We start from the raw sequence: 17,281 nt of genomic DNA, 5'->3' as shown, positions 1-17,281 counted from the left end.
AAAAAGTGCTAATATAAAGCGGTTACATTGGAAAATCCCGGTGATATACTCAGTTTGTAGTTGGCGCACAGCCAAAACAAATGAGAGGGGTATTACAAATGAAACGAAGTGTGAAAGCGATTTCTTTAATGTTAGTGGTCATGTTTCTAGCCGTGATGGTTGCAGCATGTGGGAACTCCGGCAGTTCCAAAGTTAGCGTTGGGATTGTATTACCTACCAAAGACGAGCCAAGATGGGTTCAAGATGAGCAACGCTTCAAAGACGCATTGAAAGGTTCTAAATATACAACGGAAATCTTGTTCAGCCAAGGTTCTTCGGCGAAAGAAAAGGAAAACGTGGATGCTTTGATTGCCAAAGGCATTAAAGTATTGATCATTTGTCCACAAGATGGTGATGCAGCAGCAGCTGCAGTAGAATCCGCTAAGAAAGCCGGTATCCAAGTCATCTCTTACGACCGTTTGATTACGAAAACAGATGCAGTTAACTACTATGTGACTTTCGATAGTATCGCTGTAGGTAAAGCACAAGCACAGTACTTAGTTGATAAAGCTAAAAAAGGCCAACCATTGTACCTGTATGCAGGTGCAGCATCTGACAATAATGCCTTCTTATTCTTCGAAGGTGCATGGCAAGTGCTTCAACCGAAAATTGCCGATGGCACATTCAAAATCGCCAACTCCAGTGAAGCTGTTGCTCTAAAAGGAAACGCCAAATTGACTCGTGAGCAAATGAGTAAAATCATCGGTCAAGTAACAACGAACTGGGATGCGAATGAAGCGAAAAACAAAGCTCAAACGCATTTGACAGCGGCTGCAGCAGATATGAAAGGCGATGTTGCCATTCTAGCTCCGAATGATGGTACGGCTCGTTCCATCGCAGATGTATTTTCGTCAGACAAAGCTGTAACGAAGTTCCTGGTGACAGGTCAAGATGCGGAGAAAGCTTCCATTCAATATGTTATCGATGGTAAACAATCCATGACGGTATTCAAAGATGTTCGAACACTTGTTAAAGATGCTATGGGAATGGCTGTTGCGATCCTAGATGGTAAAACGCCTGAAACAACAGGATCATATAACAATGGCAAAATTGATGTTAAAGCGAAACAAACGAATGTCATCGTTGTTGATAAAGCGAACGTTAAATCCGCACTTGTCGACTCAGCATACTACCAAGCATCCGATTTCAAAGGCTTGTAAGTGTAAGATCACATAGCTTGGATGGAATAGTGATAGATACGTCTATCACTATTCCTCTATTCCAAGAGTCGTTCGGCTAAGGAGCGCTTGATAATGAGCAAATATATATTAGAGATGAACAACATTTCCAAGGAATTCACGGGTGTGAAGGCACTTGCGAACGTAAATTTTAAAGTTAATGCAGGTGAAATTCATTGTTTGGTCGGTGAAAATGGCGCAGGCAAATCAACCTTGATGAAGGTGCTCAGCGGAGTGTATCCACATGGTTCTTACTCGGGAGATATTGTTTTTGAAGGCAAAGTTCAGCAATTTGCGAAAATCAGCGACAGTGTGAAGACGGGAATCGCTATTATTTATCAAGAGTTAGCTTTATTCCCCGACCTGACCGTGTATGAGAACATTTATGCAGGCAATGAAGTGAAAAAAGGCCTCATGGTTGATTGGAATCAAACAATACGTCAAGCCAAAGCAATGCTTCAGAAAGTGAAGTTAGATGTGAACCCGGAAGTTCTCGTGAAGGATCTGGGTGTTGGGAAGCAGCAGCTTGTGGAAATTGCCAAAGCCTTGAGCAAGGATGTGAAGCTGCTGATTCTAGATGAACCAACAGCTGCGCTCAATGAGAAAGAAAGCGAGAATTTGCTTGATCTGCTGCGAGAACTAAAAAAGCAAGGCATTACGAGCATTATGATTTCGCATAAGCTCAAAGAAGTGACTGCGATTGCTGATCAACTCACAGTGCTACGAGATGGTAGAACGATCTGTACTTTGAATGCGGCCAAAGGTGAGATTTCGGAAAGCGTCATCATCAAAAACATGGTAGGCCGTGAAATTGATGATATTTATCCAAAAAGAATGACAAAGTCCTTCGGTACGAACATTCTAGAGATTCAAAACTGGACGGCGTATGATCCGCAGTTGGGCCGCGACGTCGTGAAAGAAGTTAATTTTCATATTAAAAAGGGTGAAATTGTCGGTATTGCAGGTTTGATGGGTTCAGGTAGAACGGAACTGGCTCAAAGTATATTTGGCAATCCCAAAGGATATAAGCTCCGCGGAGATCTTCTTATGGAAGGTGTTAAGCATAACTTTCACCATCCGAAAGATGCCATTAAGGCAGGCATTGCGTATGTGACGGAAGATCGCAAAGGAGACGGCTTATTCCTCATTCAAGATATTAAGCAAAACATTTCCGTCGCCAACTTGCATGATATCTCTGAGAAGGGCGTCATCAACAATAACGAAGAAGTGAAGATTTCCAATCATTATAAGCAATCTATGAACATTAAGGCGCCTTCCGTTGAGCAAATTGTTGGTAATTTGAGCGGGGGAAATCAACAGAAAGTATCACTCGGCAAATGGTTATTTGTGAATCCGAGCCTGCTCATCTTAGATGAACCTACACGCGGCATTGATGTCGGGGCCAAATACGAAATTTATACGATCATGAACAAGCTGATCAGCGAAGGGATGAGCATCATTATGATCTCATCGGAGCTTAGCGAAGTCTTGGGCATGAGTGACCGTGTATACGTGATGGCTGAAGGTAAAATAAAAGGCGAGCTATCCATCGAGGATGCGGATCAAGAAATGATTATGAAGCTTGCGACGCAATAGGAGGAAGACCAGTGCAATTTTATAGTGAAGCCAAATCGCTAATCAAAGTGAATATTCGAGAATATGGGATGTACATTGCCCTATTCATCATCATGCTGACGTTCTCCATCATGACGGATGGATTGTTCATGTCATCACGAAATATAAGTAATCTAATTGACGCTACAGGCTACATTGCAGTTCTAGCCGTGGGGATGACGTTAGTCATTGTCATCCGACATATTGATTTATCTGTCGGATTTGCAGCAGGCTTTCTGGGTGCGATTGCTGCCGTGCTTCTTTCACAAGCGGGAGTCCCGTTCTACATCACGATTCCAATTATTCTTGTACTTGGTATTATCGTGGGACTATTCAATGGGTTGTTAGTCGCACAGTTCGGTATTCCATCCTTTGTGGCCTCCCTCGCAGGTATGTTGATATTTAGAGGAGCTCTCCTGCGCGTAACAGAGAAAACGGGTACGATTATCATTAAAGATGAGAACTTCAACGCAATTGGGAATGGCTTTATTCCTGTCATAGCGAAGGTAGGCGGATTGAATCTCCTCTCCTTGATTCTAGGCGCCGTGATGATCGTTCTGTATATTTACAGTGAAATTTCAAAACGAAATAATAAGCTGAAATACAATTTCGAAGTGGTTTCTTCCAATATTTTTACCGTGAAGGTCATTTTCGTTTCGGCAATTATTGCGTATATTACATGGATTCTAGCTGGGTATAACGGCTTTTCTTGGACAGTCATCGTGGTTTTGATTGTGGTTGCTGTGTATCATTTCTTAACAACTTCGACCGTGTTAGGCAGACATATTTATGCCGTTGGCAGCAATCCCGAGGCAGCAAACTTGAGCGGGATTAGTGTGAAGAAAATTACGTATATCGTTTTTGGATCTATGGGTTTGCTATCCGCTCTTTCGGGTATTCTCTTTACGGCAAGACTGCAATCCGCGACGACAACCGCCGGAACCTTATTCGAACTTGATGCGATAGCTGCAGCCTATGTGGGCGGTGTATCGGCAGCGGGCGGGGTTGGAAAAGTGACAGGCTCCATTATTGGAGCGATTGTTATGGCTTCTTTATCCAGTGGGATGAATCTTATGGGAATTGGTATTTCCTATCAATACATGATTCGTGGTGCGGTATTGGCAATCGCAGTTATCTTCGATGTCGTTACGAGGAAGAAGAGAGCTTAACGGATGGTGGCCGCAGAGGAGGGACTGGGGGATGGCCATTTATACGCCGCAAGGGCTCAAAATAAGTCTCGATGATTCCACAAGCTTTGGTCTTATGGCGAGATTGTATCCAGAAGTAAAACCAGACAGCATTCTAAAAACCACAGAATCGATTAGTGTCATGACTTCATCCTTAGGTTTTTTTACTGGGATTTTGTGTTTCGCGCTGCATTTAAATCCCTTAAATATTGGCATATGTACATTGTTTGCTATGTCGATAGGTATCGTACTCACCTTTAGTGGGATCGTGTTGTTCCCATTTATACAGTTAGGTGCTATGTTTTCGCATATTTATGGACTCTTTCTCCCGACGTTGATTGCCGTAGCAATTGGATCCGTTTTAACGGGGTGGGCAGGTGTTGCCTCCTACCTGATCTCTCGTTTAGCCGCGTCTGTTGTTTCAATACTTGTTGGCATAGGGTTTTCGCAGCTATCCATCCTCTATAAGGGCAGTCCGATTAGCATGGCGGAAAGAAATTTTTACAATGCTTATCGGTATCATGCTTTGCAAATAGGTAAATCGCCGAGTCTGGAACTGTCGAGAGATGAGTTAAATGAAGCATACTGGGGTAAAGCTTATCAAGATTTAATAACTAGCTACCCAGAGTTGCAGAAGCGATTGTAATTAATTCCTAATCATGTTATACGATTCAGTCGAACGTGCATTGCCTTAGGGTAATGTACTTTTTTGTGTTCTGGACCTACTTATATAATGAGGATCTTTCTCAATATAGTGACGAATACTGGGCTCTCATAAACAAATACAGATTGCCTAGGACGACGGTGGATACACGTACCCGCATTGATAAGTACGGCGCTGGCTATTTAAGCAGTAAGAACTGGGTAGGAGGCTCCGTCATTACTAATGCGTATGGTGTGGCAGGGATGGAACTGGATGCATACGGGAGTACATTGACGGTCAAAAAATCGTGGTTTATGTTCGCCTTCAACATCACCGATTCTAGCAGAATTTAAAGTCAAGCTAGGTGCAGAGAATCTGTACGCGATACAGCTTATGTCTGGAACAATGACTGCGGTAAGGCTCCGAACGAGTAGCGGAAAACTACAAATAAGTAATGCTGGCGTATACACGGACCTACAAGCCTATTCTTCCTCTAGCTGGTACACCATTAAGATTGTGGCGGATCCAGCTGCGGATAAAGCCGATATTTATGTGAATGGCGTATTGCGACAATCGCTGGGCTCGTTTGCGACTGCAGTTAGTTTGCTGGATACGATTCAATTTGCAACGCATAGCACCACTGCGAATATGACGATGCTCGTAGATGATGTATTTGTTAGCATGGAATAAAAGGGACTTCGACATACCATCCTATGTGTAGCTGTTTAATATTTGTGTAAGCAGTTTATAGTTTACACATAGGGGGGATTTACTTGAAATTAACTTCGGAGCAGATGATCACGCTGCATGGCTTTAATAATTTAACTAAATCGCTAAGTTTTAATATGTACGATATCTGTTTTACCAAAACAAGAGAAGAGCGTGAAGCCTACATAGCTTATATTGATAAGCAATATAATGCCGATCGTTTGACAGCTTTATTGAACACGGTTGCTGACATTATTGGGGCGCACGTCTTGAATATAGCGAAGCAGGATTATATCCCTCAGGGAGCTAGCGTTACCATGCTTGTGTCAGAAGGGCCAATTGAGCAGGAACCGAGTGAATCGTTCGAAGAATCACCAGGGCCGCTGCCTGATGCTGTTGTCATGCATCTGAATACGAGTCATATTACGGTACATACGTATCCAGAATATCACCCTGACGAAGGCATTAGCACCTTCCGTGCAGATATTGATGTCTCCACATGTGGAGAAATATCGCCGCTTAAAGCATTGAATTTTCTAATTCGATCTTTCGATAACGATATTCTGACGATGGATTACAGAGTCAGAGGGTTCACACGTGATATAAGTGGACATAAGCTATTCATCGATCATGAGATTAGCTCCATTCAAAATTACATCCCTGAGGACATACAAGATTTATATCAGATGATTGATGTCAATGTGTATCAAGAAAATATTTTTCATACGAAATGTAAGCTTCGCGAGTTTGATCTGAACAATTATTTGTTTGGATATACGAAGGATACGCTTAGCAATGAGGAGCAGCTAGAAATCGAGAAAAGCGTCAAATGGGAGATGGATGAGATCTTCTATGGGAAAAATATGATTTTTAATTGAATTTGCACCAAAAAACCTGTCGCGTGTATGACAGGTTTTTTGGTATTGTGCGATCTATGTAAGAAGATAAGGGGCGATCGCTGTTCGGAACACGTGCAAAGGGATCTTTTTCTTGACGCGTTGATCATTGGTTAACACGACAACAGCTTCGAGACTAGGTACGATATAGATGGCTTGTCCTCCGAATCCATAAGCATTGAAGTAGTCAAACGAGGGTGAGCTCGACTCTGTATTTGTTTGATCAGGATAGGTATCCGTCCACCAGTGCCAGCCATAGCAGCCGCGACGGGGGGCTTCTGCATGAATTGCTGGCTGCGTAGAGCGATGGATAAGTGCTTGGGAAATAATCTGCTGGTTCCCCCATCTACCTTGCTGTGCGTAAAGTTGGCCGAATTTAAGCATATCCAAGGGACGCATGGACATCCCGAATCCACCTGTATGTATGCCTTGTGGATCTTGTTCCCATGTATAGGACTCAATGCCAAGCGGTCCGAATAAATGTAACTCGGCATAGCGAGCAACGGACATACCGGTTACTTCACTGAGGATAGCTGCCAATAATTGCGAACCGCCAGAGTTATAGGTCATTCTCGTGCCAGGCACATCGGCTAAGGGTTGATCTAAGACGAAATTAACCCAATGTGGTGTTCTTGTCATCGAAGGGAAGGAGTTTTGTCCTCCAAATTCGGTCCAATTCATACCGGAAGTCATCGTTAATAAATGAAGTAATGTAATATCAGCTTTATGCGATTGTGGGTCGCTGGCCAGTTGTGGGAAAAAGAAGGACGCTGGTGTAGAGGGATCTGGAAATAATCCTTGATCCATAGCGATGCAGCAAAGTGCAGAGAGAATGCTTTTGGTGCTGGAATTGATTTTGGCTAAGGCATCTGCAAGTTGCGGTTCTCGGTATTGTTCAAAAAGCAGTTGGCCTTGTTGACTGATCAAACAACTCACGAGATTGGCTGGTTCTAAAGTCTCAGTTATTTTTGAAAAATTCATGACATCCTTCTTTATGTATCCGACATTATTCTAAAATTAGGAGGATTTACCTTAGGATCGTTTAGGTTCCTATGATAAAATTTAACTTACATAACCACTTTTTGTGTAAGAAACGGAGCTGCTGGAATTCATGAGAATAAACAGGAATTTCGTAATCATTAGCCTCGTTTTGGTTGGTATAGCCGCCATTTATTATGTGTATCAAGTTACTTTGGGGGATAGTCTGCAAAGACAGCCCAATAGCCAATACAATGAGACCATGCAAATTTCAAAAAAACGAGATTTGTTAGTTAGTTTTATCCAAAATAAGCTTACTAGTAAGTATGGCACTTATACAAATCTGCTGGATACGGATCAAAATGGAGCCGCGGCATCAGGACACGAGGTCTTAAGTGAATCCGCAGGACTCTGGATGCGCTATTACGCGCTCACGGGTCAACAAGATAAGTTTGATGCGCAGTGGCAGCAAGCCAGGCGAATTTTTGATACACCGATTGGTTTTAGTTACCGTTTCAGCCCCAAACCAAACAGACTGTACCCGATGAATGCAAGTGTTGATGATTTGCGCATCATTCGTGCTTTAGATGAAGCTTCAATCGCTTTTGGTACTAAGAGCTATAACAAGGAAGCCAAAGCTTACGGAAACCGTTTTTATGAACATAATGTTGTGAATGGGCAATTGCGAGATTTCTATGATCCCACCTACAAAATGACCAATTCGTTCCTTACTTTATGCTACATAGATGCGGCATCTTTGGAACTTGCTTCGGTATCTAGGAAGAAAAAGACGACACTTGAATCGAACATGCTGCAGATTGCCCAGAAGGGCTACCTGTCGGATTCGTTCCCATTTTACCAAACACGCTTTGATTTCACTACGCATCATTACCAATCTGAGAACATAAGTACCGTGGAATCATTGCTAACGATTTTGAATTTGGCTGAAGTTCAGCAACATAAAGCCGAAAGTATTCGTTATATCAAAGAGCGAGTCAAGGCAGGGACTTTATACGGGCAATACGATTTGCACGGAAAACCGTTAAACGACATTAGGTCAACAGCGATTTATGCGATATCCGCTATGATTGGGTCGGTCATCAAGGACCAAGAGTTGTATACAGATAGCATTCTCCAAATGAATGAGTTTCAAATACAGGATCCACAGAGCCCGCTGTATGGCGGATTCGGGGATACCCAAACGGGACAAGCCTATTCCTTCGATAATTTGATGGCGTTGTTAGCCTACGTGTATTGATAGAAAGGAGTACGATCACATGTGGAACAATCGCGTGGTGCAAACCGTGCTCCGTAAAGTGTCTCCAGCTAGTTTCGCCGCTATAAGCGTGCTCCTAATTACGGTGATTGCACTGTTTACGCCTCCCTATATCGGGATGGCCGATAATGGGGACTACGCACGTATTTTGAATGGTCTATACGTGAACGATCCTACCTATACGAGCCAATACTTTGGTTATTTTATCAAAACTTTTGGGATTTTTCAGTACTATAACGAGAATAGTGCTTCCATATTTTCCACACAAACTTTTTTCATGAAAGCCGCTATACTCATCAATCAACTTTTTTATCGTGATGATATTTTTGATATTCGCTTTCAAGCTGGTATGTATTTGATGTTATATATAGGTGCGATCTATTTGCTCGTCGAAGCACTGACTTGGAAAATGTCAAAGAAGCTAGGCTATTTGATGGCTGCCATCGTTATTTTTATGTTAGGTGATACAGGGTATACAGCTTATTTTAGTTCATTTTATGGAGAGAGCGTAGTGCTGATCATGACCGTTTACATGGTCGCTTTCGGCGTACTTCTCTATCGGAAAAGATATAATGATTATCTGATGATCTTATTATTTGTTCTTAGTGCCATGATTTTGACAGCTAGTAAACAGCAAAATGCTCCTGTTGGTATGATTGCTGCACCTATTGGCATTTTCTTCATTTATTTAAGGAAGAATGCATGGTACCGCATCATCACATCCGTATTGCTTATCGCATTACTTGGTGTTGGTGTTGGCACCTACGTGCTCATTCCGAAGGAGTTTGTCAATATTAATAAATATCATGCCATGACACGAGGCGTACTCATGGGCGCAGAGAACCCAGAGAATACCTTAAAAGGATTTGACATCGATAAGCAATATGCAATTCTGAATGAAACGGAATATTTTGATGCTTATACGACGGTAAATGTGGAGTCTGAAATACTTCAGAAACAGTTCTATAGCAAATATGGTTTCGTTTCTATATTAAATTATTATTTGACGCATCCGAATCAAGCTGGTCAAATGTTGAATTTGGCTGCGCGCGACGGTTTCAGCATCCGACCTAAAGCAATGGGGAACTATGAACGCTCTGTGGGTAAACCATTTGGCGAACAGACCGTGTTTTTCTCGGGATACAGTCTGCTAAAGAGTGCGATTGCTCCTAAAACGTTTGGTTTTGTTTTACTATGGATCTTAACGATCCTTGGTCTTTATTTACCTTCCTTTATTTCAGCAATTCGGTCACGATTATGGAGGAATGCGATCAGGTTGCCACTGATTATCATGCTAATCGGGATTGGTCTTTCCGGGATTTTTGTTTCGATCATTGGTGCCGGGGACGCGGATCTTGCCAAACATGAATTTTTATTTACGTTGATTTTCGATTTAGTATCATTGATTACGGTTGTAGATCTCTTCGCAAAGCGGTTATGGAGCCAAGAAACTTGAGCCGTCATTTGATTGAGAAGGGAGGAGAAAAGTAGGCATGTTGAAACGAAACAAAGTAAGTACATCCTTATTGTTAATCGTTAATTTACTATTTTTTTTCTGTTTACCTAAAGTTACCTCTGCTAATCCAGTGGTGCCAGCTCCTGTTTTGATTGTTTATGATAGCTTAGCTATAGGAACACCGTATGAAGGGAATATAGAAGCGCTACAACGGATACTTTCATCGTTTAGTACCCAGGTAACGATAACTTCAATGGATAAATACGAGGCGGGAACACTTCAGAAATTCAATAAAGTGATTACTATCCATAACTTGGACGACATTCCGCATTCATCTGAAGCATTTAGCCGTGATATGAAAAGTTACTTTGGAGATTATATGCATATAGGGTATCAACTCCCACAGCATGTTGCTCAAGAAATGGGGGTAGAGGTGCAACAGCACGCCAACGATACTCTGAAAATTACTATGGGTCAACTCACTGAAGGTTCAATAATGGTCAACAATATTTCGTATATAACGAAGTTTATGGGAACCCCATACGGGACTATTGCTTCTGACAACAGGAACGTCAGCTATCCTTTTGGAGTGATTCAGGGCAAAAATGCTTATATTCCATACATGGTGAAAGGGAATGTCAGCGAACTGGCAACGTCCTTCGTCATGAAGGATTGGTTACATGTGAATACGACAGGGCAGAACTATGTTTTGCTAAATGAGATATATCCATTCTCAGATTTGGATTTGCTTAATGAGGTTGCCGATCGGTTATACAATGCTGGAATTCCCTTCATTGCGAGTGTTCAACCCGTGTTTAGCAACTTCCAATTCCCCGCGATGCAGCGATATTTGGAGACTTTAAAGCACATGCAATCGCGAAATGGCAGTATTGTGGTGAATGCACCAGTTGTTGCATCAACAATAAGTCCAGACATCGCTGGATTAAAATCGCAGATGAGTGCTTTTCTTGACGTACTAGCTGAAAAAGAAATTGTTCCTCTTGGCATTAGTTCAGAACTATATTGGACGTATGATCAGCATTATACGGATTATGGATTGTCGATCTTCGATTCAGGCATTGTTTATGATAATCGTAATATTAGGTATCACACACAAAGAAATACTTCAAGTGTCTTTCATTCAGCGATGTATACAATCCAGGGTAAGGACATAACCAGGTATTTGAACGCAACGAAAATACTGAATTCCTTACCAATGAACACAGCGTTCGTTTATCCGTTTCCAGTAGATCGTAAAGAAATGGAAGCCACACTGGACACGTTATTGACAAGTTGGACGACATATTCCGACTTTAAGAATGAGGAGCATACAGTGAAGACGGAAACGAATGAATTGGCTTCGCATAACGGTCACTTGCAAATTAATGGACAAGTTATCGCATTGAACAATAAGATCGCTGAGATTGACTCTGATCATACCTATGTGCAAGAAGTGAAGAAAAGCTTTAAAACCTTATTTTCTGTACAAAATAACATCTTTATCGCCCTTATCCTAATAACGCTTCTTATTTTCATGGTATTTCTCATTATTGGTTACCGTCTATATAGACGCAAATTCATGCATCAGGAGAAGTCATTATGACAATTGCAGATATTCTCATGCTAATCGCCGTCTTCTGTATCTGGTCTCTCCTCTTGGTCAATGTGGGTTTGATTGTCGCGGGGTACATGTACTATATACAAATTGAGAATAAACCAGTTGCTCCCGTAGAAGGTGAGTATCCCTTCGTAAGTATCATGGTGCCTGCACACAATGAAGCGAGGGTCATCACCAAAACCGTAGAATCCCTGCTGGCTCTTTCGTATCCACATGATCGTTATGAGATTATCGTCATCAATGATAATTCCTCCGATAATAGCAGTGTGTTATTAGGAAAGCTACAAGTGAATTATCCTGGGCGCAATCTGATTATCTTGAACACGGATAATGTCATAGGGGGAAAAGGGAAGTCTAATGCTTTGAATTTGGGATTAAAGATGAGCAGAGGAGAACTTATTGCCATTTATGATGCAGATAACACGCCTGAGAAAACAGCGTTACTGTATTTAGTATCTGAAATTACCCAGGATGCAACGTTAGGAGCTGTTATCGGGAAATTTCGAACACGTAATCGAGATGCCAGCCTATTAACTCGTTTTATCAATATCGAGACGTTATCTTTTCAATGGATGGCGCAGGCAGGGCGATGGAAGTTATTCAAGTTGTGTACGATTCCTGGTACGAATTTCATCATTCGGAGATCGATTATCGAGCAAATGGGTGGCTGGGATGTAAAGGCAATTGCGGAAGATACCGAAATTAGTTTTCGTATCTACTTGATGGGATATAAGATTAAATTCCAGCCCAAGTCGGTAACATGGGAGCAAGAACCTCAAACCGTCAAGGTTTGGTTTAAGCAGAGAACCCGATGGGCCAAGGGAAATATTTATGTTATCGTCAAAAACATACCCTTGTTATTCAAACGATCAGCGCGGAACATTCATTTTGACATTTTATATTATCTCTCCATTTATGTCCTGTTGTTAACCTCGCTAGTGATGTCTGATTTACTGCTAGTTCTTCATGCATTGGGTTATGTGAGAACAACGATAGCAAGTTTTAGTTCCTTCTTATGGGGGCTGGCCATCATCTTATTCATTGTAGGGACATTTATTACACTTGTGACTGAAAAAGGGGAAATGAAACTTTCTAACGTTTGGATTATTATGCTCATGTATGTGTCCTATTGTCAGATGTGGATGGTTGTTGCTGCATATGGCATGTACGCTTATTTGAAGGATTTGGTTTTCAAGCGAGAAGCCAAATGGTATAAAACCGAGAGGTACTAGATAGGGGGGATCATTAATGAGGAAACGATGGCTGTTGATTGCAACCGTTTGTCTTTTTTCCTTGCTGCATGTATTTCCATCTTCAGCTTGGGCTGAAGAAACGACCCCTGCTGGGTCGAGACAATACCAAACCAATTTTGCAGATACATCGTTAATTGGTGGTGTGACAAATACGCAACAGTATTTTCAAGTTGAAAACTATTGGAATGTAGAAAGTGTAGAGATTCATCTTGACTATGAGGTTTCACGCCTTTTGCAGAATGACCGTTCGAGTGTGACGTTATCGATGAATGGAAAGCCGTTTCATTCTTTTCGTCCGGTTCTGCAAGAAACGAAACAGCAGCAATTGTCAGTCTTCGTACCTGTGGCGTACATCGTGAAAGGTATGAATACGCTAACGGTTCAAGGACATTTCGAAACAACTTCACCGCTGGCAGTCAATGCTTGTTTGCCGACAGATACGAAAGATAATTGGTTTCAGATTGCCAAAACCTCCCGGATCTCGGTGAATTACACGAATTCTCCGATTCAAAAGAGCATCCGTGATTTTAATGAGCATTTTATCGGTTTGGATACGATTAAAGAAGGTCAGAATGCCATTGCTGTTACAGAAGGGGAAAGCAACTTGTCCGTACTTGAGGCGGCAACCTACGCGCTTTCTGGATTCGCGAAAGTGAATCCTGTGTCGGATAATGGGATTCCGATTGTTTCCTATAATACGAATAATTTGAAGTTGAAGCAGGCTATCATTCTTATCTCGTTCTATAATGATCTACCTGAAGAAGTGAAATCGGCTTTTCAATCGGAGAATCTTGATAATAAGGCTTTAATTAAATTGGTTACTGTTGCGGGAAGTCCAACTTTGGTAGTTACTTCATTGGACACTGCGTTGCTAGTTAAAGCGGGGCGCTTAATAGGAAACCAGTCCTTGCTAAGTCAACTGGATACAGATCGAAAAGAATTAGATCAAGCGACAGAGGTAGAAACACCAGCAGTGACCATTAGCCGTAACATCACGTTAACGGAAACCGGTGATAAGCTTCAAGGAGATCATCATCGTGAGAAGGAGTACTACATATCACTCCCTGGTAACCGATCGATTGCAGAGGCGAGTAAATTAAGCATTAAGTATCGATATGCCAAAAACCTAGATTTCGACCGCTCCATGGTGACCATTCTAATTAATGATACACCTATTGGCAGTAAGCGGTTGTCTACCGAACTTGCAGACAATGATCATATTGATGTTACGATTCCTAAAACGCTTAATAGTAGTGGGAATTTCACTGTAAAAGTTGCTTTTGATTTGGAGCTTAAGAATGCAGGATGTATGGAGAATCAGGATCAAATGCCATGGGCATTTGTTGACAAAGATTCGATGCTGCAGCTGAATACCAAAGATAGAGCGGATATGTTGTTTAACAATTACCCTTATCCATTTTTACGCGATGGCAGCTATAATCAAGTGGCCGTCGTACTGCCTAAAGAGCATGATACATATCTATATCAAACGATTTCGAACATTTTCAACTTGTTAGGTCGTTATGCACAGACGAATACGGGGGAAGTCCTATTTTATCAAGATAATGTCGCGGTATCACAGCTCAAAGGCCGCGAGATCATCGCCATTGGAAGTTATCAAAATAACCAAGTGATTCGAACGAATAATGATAAGTTATATTTCCGATATAACCAAAGTGGCACTGGCTTTATTTCCAATGAAAAAATGAGCATCGAGGCTAACTACGGCAAGCAAATTGGTTCCTTACAATTAATCGATTCGCCATACGCAAGTGGCTTCGGGCTGCTTGCTGTCACAGGAAGTCGCACAGAGTACGCCTATCTGGCATCTAAGCTGATCGGCTCAGAAGGAACCCTATGGAAAGTATTCGGAGATGGCGCTGTAACGGACATAGATGGGCATATCCAAGCTTTTCGATTTAAAAAAGTCACAACGACTGAGCCACCTTCGATACTTAACGATGTTATGGAGCGTAAAGATGTACTAGGTTTCATGATTGCAGTCGTCCTTGTTGCTTTAATAGTAGTCCTTTCACTCATTCTATTGATCCGTAAGTATCGGAAGAAGCGGAGGGATCGATCATGAGGCGAATACAGGGCAATATGGTTTCAGATGGCGCATTCATTTTGCTGATTATAGTTTGTTTTATTTGTATCGTATTTACGGCGGGGAATCCAAACCTCTATATTCAAAATATCATATTTCTGAATATCGCCTTATTAATTGCGATTGTCACTTACTTTACAAACGTAACAACGGGCTTGATATTGAACATTATTTTCATTTTCGGTTATGGCACATACACACTTTATCAAACGATCGTTGTAGGCGGGCTGATCGGTACACAGAATTACTTCTGGCTCATTATGACACCCTTATTCACCATTTCAACGTGGTTGCTTACCTATGGGAACCGTCAGCTGCAGTTTGAGAATGAACAGTTACAGAAGGCCAACAAATACCTGGCAACCGTAGATGCCAAAACGAGCTTAAAGAATACATTCTCGTTTCAATCCGATGCTACGATCTTCATGGCGTTGTCTGTTCGCTATCACATTCCGTTAACGCTGTTAGTTTTCAGTGTGAAATACTGGGATGAGATTCGGCGTATTATTGGGGAAGAGCAGCTGATGGAAGCTGTCCTTGACCTTTCTCAAATGAGTCAGACTAGCATCCGAACGAATGATTCTCTCTATTTGCTGAATCAGGAGAATCCGATGTGGGGAATGTTGTTGTTTACGGATCGACCTGGAGCATCCATCGTGATTGATCGGTTGAGGAATAACGTCGAAGAACGAAACCGGAACGAATACAGGGATAAATTTCGAGTAGAGCTTATTCTGAAGATGGGTGCAGTCGAGTATGATGCGCAGCAGGTATCAAATCCCTTGGAATTTATTACACTAGCTAAAAAGCAAGTGGAATTTGATGTGTAGGTGGGGGGATAACCCCCAATGAATGTAAAAGGTCCAAATCTCATTAACAGAGATTTGGACCTTTTATTTATTTTTCCATTTGTACAGTATGAATTGAAATGATTAACAAAACAGAAGGAAGCAAATACTACCTGAGATATGCTTGACACAATGGAAGAGGAACGGAGGAGACGTATTGTCGATTGTGACCAGTCTGAAAAATCATTTTCATCAAGACAGGGAATATATTTCACGCCATTTATGGTTTGGCAGTGATTCAATAACGTTTCTAGGATTAAGGACGCTTATTAATTTTCCACATTCTCTAACCATGGTACGCGAACAATTACAGCATGTAGATGGTTTAGATCACACAGTAGAAGTTAGGCTAAGAGGGCTTGGTCATGATGTATCCGACTGCACATTGGAAGAAATTATCTCAGAGATACTAAATGGCATGCTCATTGCCATACATGAGCCAACTGTTACTTATATTAGCATCATCCCGGTTGCACAACCGATAAACCGTTCAGTTACCGTGCCATTAACTGAAAATGTGGTTAGGGGGTCAAGCAGCGCTTTTAACGAGGATATTGAGCTCAATATCGGCTTGCTTCGAAAGCATATAAATTCAAGCGATTTGCAGATTGCAACGTATCGATTTGGGGAAGTATCCCAAAATTGCGTGGTCGTATCGTATTTGAATACAAAGATTGATCCTGCACTTCTTCGTTCTATCACCAACGCGATCGAAAAGAATTTGCATATGGATGTTAGTAATGTGCAAGAACTATCGCAAATGTTTGGGTTTTCAAACTTTACACTAGTAACCCGTTACAATACAACAGAACTGCCACAGAGTGCGGCACGAGCTTTGAAAAATGGTAAAGCGGTGCTTTTTCTTGAGCGATTACCTTTCGCATTGGTATTACCCAGCCTTGTTTCTGATTTGTTCGTAACGGCTGATGATGCCAATCACCCGCATGTGTTTGCTGCGGCCCTTAGCTTCATTCGTATTATTGGCGCACTGATAACGCTAATTATCCCAGGTTTGTATGTAGCCTTAGTTTCCGTAAATCCGGATGTGCTGAGATTTGAGCTAGCGCACTCTATTGCTAAGAGTAGGATAGATGTTCCTTACCCAGCGATTGTAGAGACCTTACTGTTACTGTTTGTCCTGGAACTAACATTAGAAGCTATCATCCGACTTCCTCCGAGTATAGGACCAACAATAACTATGGTAGGGGGGATCGTACTAGGACAGGCTGTCGTATCGGCGAAATTAGTAAGTAGTTTGCTCATTATCGTATTGGCGGCTACGACCATTTCAAGTGCGACCGTCGTCGGCTATCAAAATGGGCTCACGATACGTTTGTTTAAATATGTCTTATTGATTCTATCCGCAATATTTGGTGTCCTTGGTCTATTATTCGGGATCGTCATTATCTGCTCCTATTTGGCAGGCGTCAAATCACTTGGAGTTCCGTATTTGCAATTGAAAAATCCAGAAGGTGAATGA

General features: G+C 41.8%; 15 protein-coding genes. 14 read left to right on the top strand and 1 reads right to left on the bottom strand.

Annotation, left to right across the window (positions count from 1 at the left end):
• Positions 1-98: 98 nt before the first annotated feature.
• From AC58QM_RS05085 to speD, 7 genes are all read left to right on the top strand, one after another.
• On the top strand, positions 99-1,199 hold the full coding sequence (locus AC58QM_RS05085) for a sugar ABC transporter substrate-binding protein (protein WP_497281948.1): 1,101 nt from the start codon (positions 99-101) through the stop codon (positions 1,197-1,199).
• A gap of 93 nt (positions 1,200-1,292) precedes the next feature.
• The gene (locus AC58QM_RS05080) at positions 1,293-2,813 is read left to right on the top strand and encodes an ATP-binding cassette domain-containing protein (protein ID WP_497281947.1); all 1,521 of its coding nucleotides are present in this window, start codon (positions 1,293-1,295) and stop codon (positions 2,811-2,813) included.
• Positions 2,814-2,824: 11 nt separating this feature from the next.
• The gene (locus AC58QM_RS05075; RefSeq protein WP_497281945.1) at positions 2,825-4,000 is read left to right on the top strand and encodes a sugar ABC transporter permease; all 1,176 of its coding nucleotides are present in this window, start codon (positions 2,825-2,827) and stop codon (positions 3,998-4,000) included.
• Between the two features lie 31 nt (positions 4,001-4,031).
• Entirely contained in the window at positions 4,032-4,664 is a 633-nt protein-coding gene (locus tag AC58QM_RS05070) for a hypothetical protein (RefSeq protein WP_497281944.1), read from the top strand.
• Between the two features lie 53 nt (positions 4,665-4,717).
• Complete coding sequence (locus AC58QM_RS05065) at positions 4,718-5,014, top strand: polysaccharide lyase family 8 super-sandwich domain-containing protein (protein ID WP_497281943.1); 297 nt, start codon at positions 4,718-4,720, stop codon at positions 5,012-5,014.
• A 40-nt stretch (positions 5,015-5,054) separates the two neighbouring features.
• The gene (locus AC58QM_RS05060) at positions 5,055-5,351 is read left to right on the top strand and encodes a hypothetical protein (protein ID WP_497281941.1); all 297 of its coding nucleotides are present in this window, start codon (positions 5,055-5,057) and stop codon (positions 5,349-5,351) included.
• 83 nt (positions 5,352-5,434) lie between these two features.
• Positions 5,435-6,247, top strand: a complete 813-nt coding sequence (gene speD, locus AC58QM_RS05055) for an adenosylmethionine decarboxylase (RefSeq protein ID WP_497281939.1) — start codon at positions 5,435-5,437, stop codon at positions 6,245-6,247.
• Between the two features lie 54 nt (positions 6,248-6,301).
• Here speD and AC58QM_RS05050 read toward each other — a convergent pair whose 3' ends face one another.
• Positions 6,302-7,246: a serine hydrolase domain-containing protein gene (locus AC58QM_RS05050; protein WP_497281938.1), complete on the bottom strand. Its 945-nt coding sequence runs from the start codon at positions 7,244-7,246 to the stop codon at positions 6,302-6,304.
• 130 nt (positions 7,247-7,376) lie between these two features.
• On the opposite strand from AC58QM_RS05050, the gene AC58QM_RS05045 reads away from it, so the two are divergent.
• The 7 genes from AC58QM_RS05045 to AC58QM_RS05015 all read left to right on the top strand — a co-directional run bounded on the left by AC58QM_RS05045 (position 7,377) and on the right by AC58QM_RS05015 (position 17,281).
• Positions 7,377-8,501 carry a hypothetical protein gene (locus AC58QM_RS05045; protein WP_497281936.1) on the top strand — a complete coding sequence of 375 codons (1,125 nt, stop codon included), beginning with the start codon at positions 7,377-7,379 and terminating at the stop codon, positions 8,499-8,501.
• A gap of 19 nt (positions 8,502-8,520) precedes the next feature.
• Entirely contained in the window at positions 8,521-9,975 is a 1,455-nt protein-coding gene (gene wsfD / locus AC58QM_RS05040; RefSeq protein ID WP_497281934.1) for a glycan biosynthesis hexose transferase WsfD, read from the top strand.
• Positions 9,976-10,012: 37 nt separating this feature from the next.
• Complete coding sequence (locus AC58QM_RS05035) at positions 10,013-11,578, top strand: hypothetical protein (RefSeq protein WP_497281932.1); 1,566 nt, start codon at positions 10,013-10,015, stop codon at positions 11,576-11,578.
• Positions 11,575-12,825, top strand: coding sequence for a glycosyltransferase family 2 protein (locus tag AC58QM_RS05030; RefSeq protein ID WP_497281931.1), 1,251 nt, complete (start codon positions 11,575-11,577; stop codon positions 12,823-12,825). Before AC58QM_RS05035 ends, AC58QM_RS05030 begins: the two co-directional genes overlap by 4 nt.
• Before the next feature lie 16 nt (positions 12,826-12,841).
• Positions 12,842-14,932: a cellulose biosynthesis cyclic di-GMP-binding regulatory protein BcsB gene (locus AC58QM_RS05025; protein WP_497281930.1), complete on the top strand. Its 2,091-nt coding sequence runs from the start codon at positions 12,842-12,844 to the stop codon at positions 14,930-14,932.
• Entirely contained in the window at positions 14,929-15,783 is an 855-nt protein-coding gene (locus AC58QM_RS05020) for a diguanylate cyclase domain-containing protein (protein ID WP_497281928.1), read from the top strand. Before AC58QM_RS05025 ends, AC58QM_RS05020 begins: the two co-directional genes overlap by 4 nt.
• Positions 15,784-15,967: 184 nt before the next feature.
• Positions 15,968-17,281 (top strand): spore germination protein, encoded by a 1,314-nt coding sequence (locus AC58QM_RS05015; RefSeq protein ID WP_497282761.1) that lies wholly within the window; start codon positions 15,968-15,970, stop codon positions 17,279-17,281.

Source organism: Paenibacillus sp. J22P165, from assembly GCF_059692015.1.
Note: the sequence above shows the minus strand (reverse complement) of the source record. Positions and strands in the feature narration are given on the sequence as shown.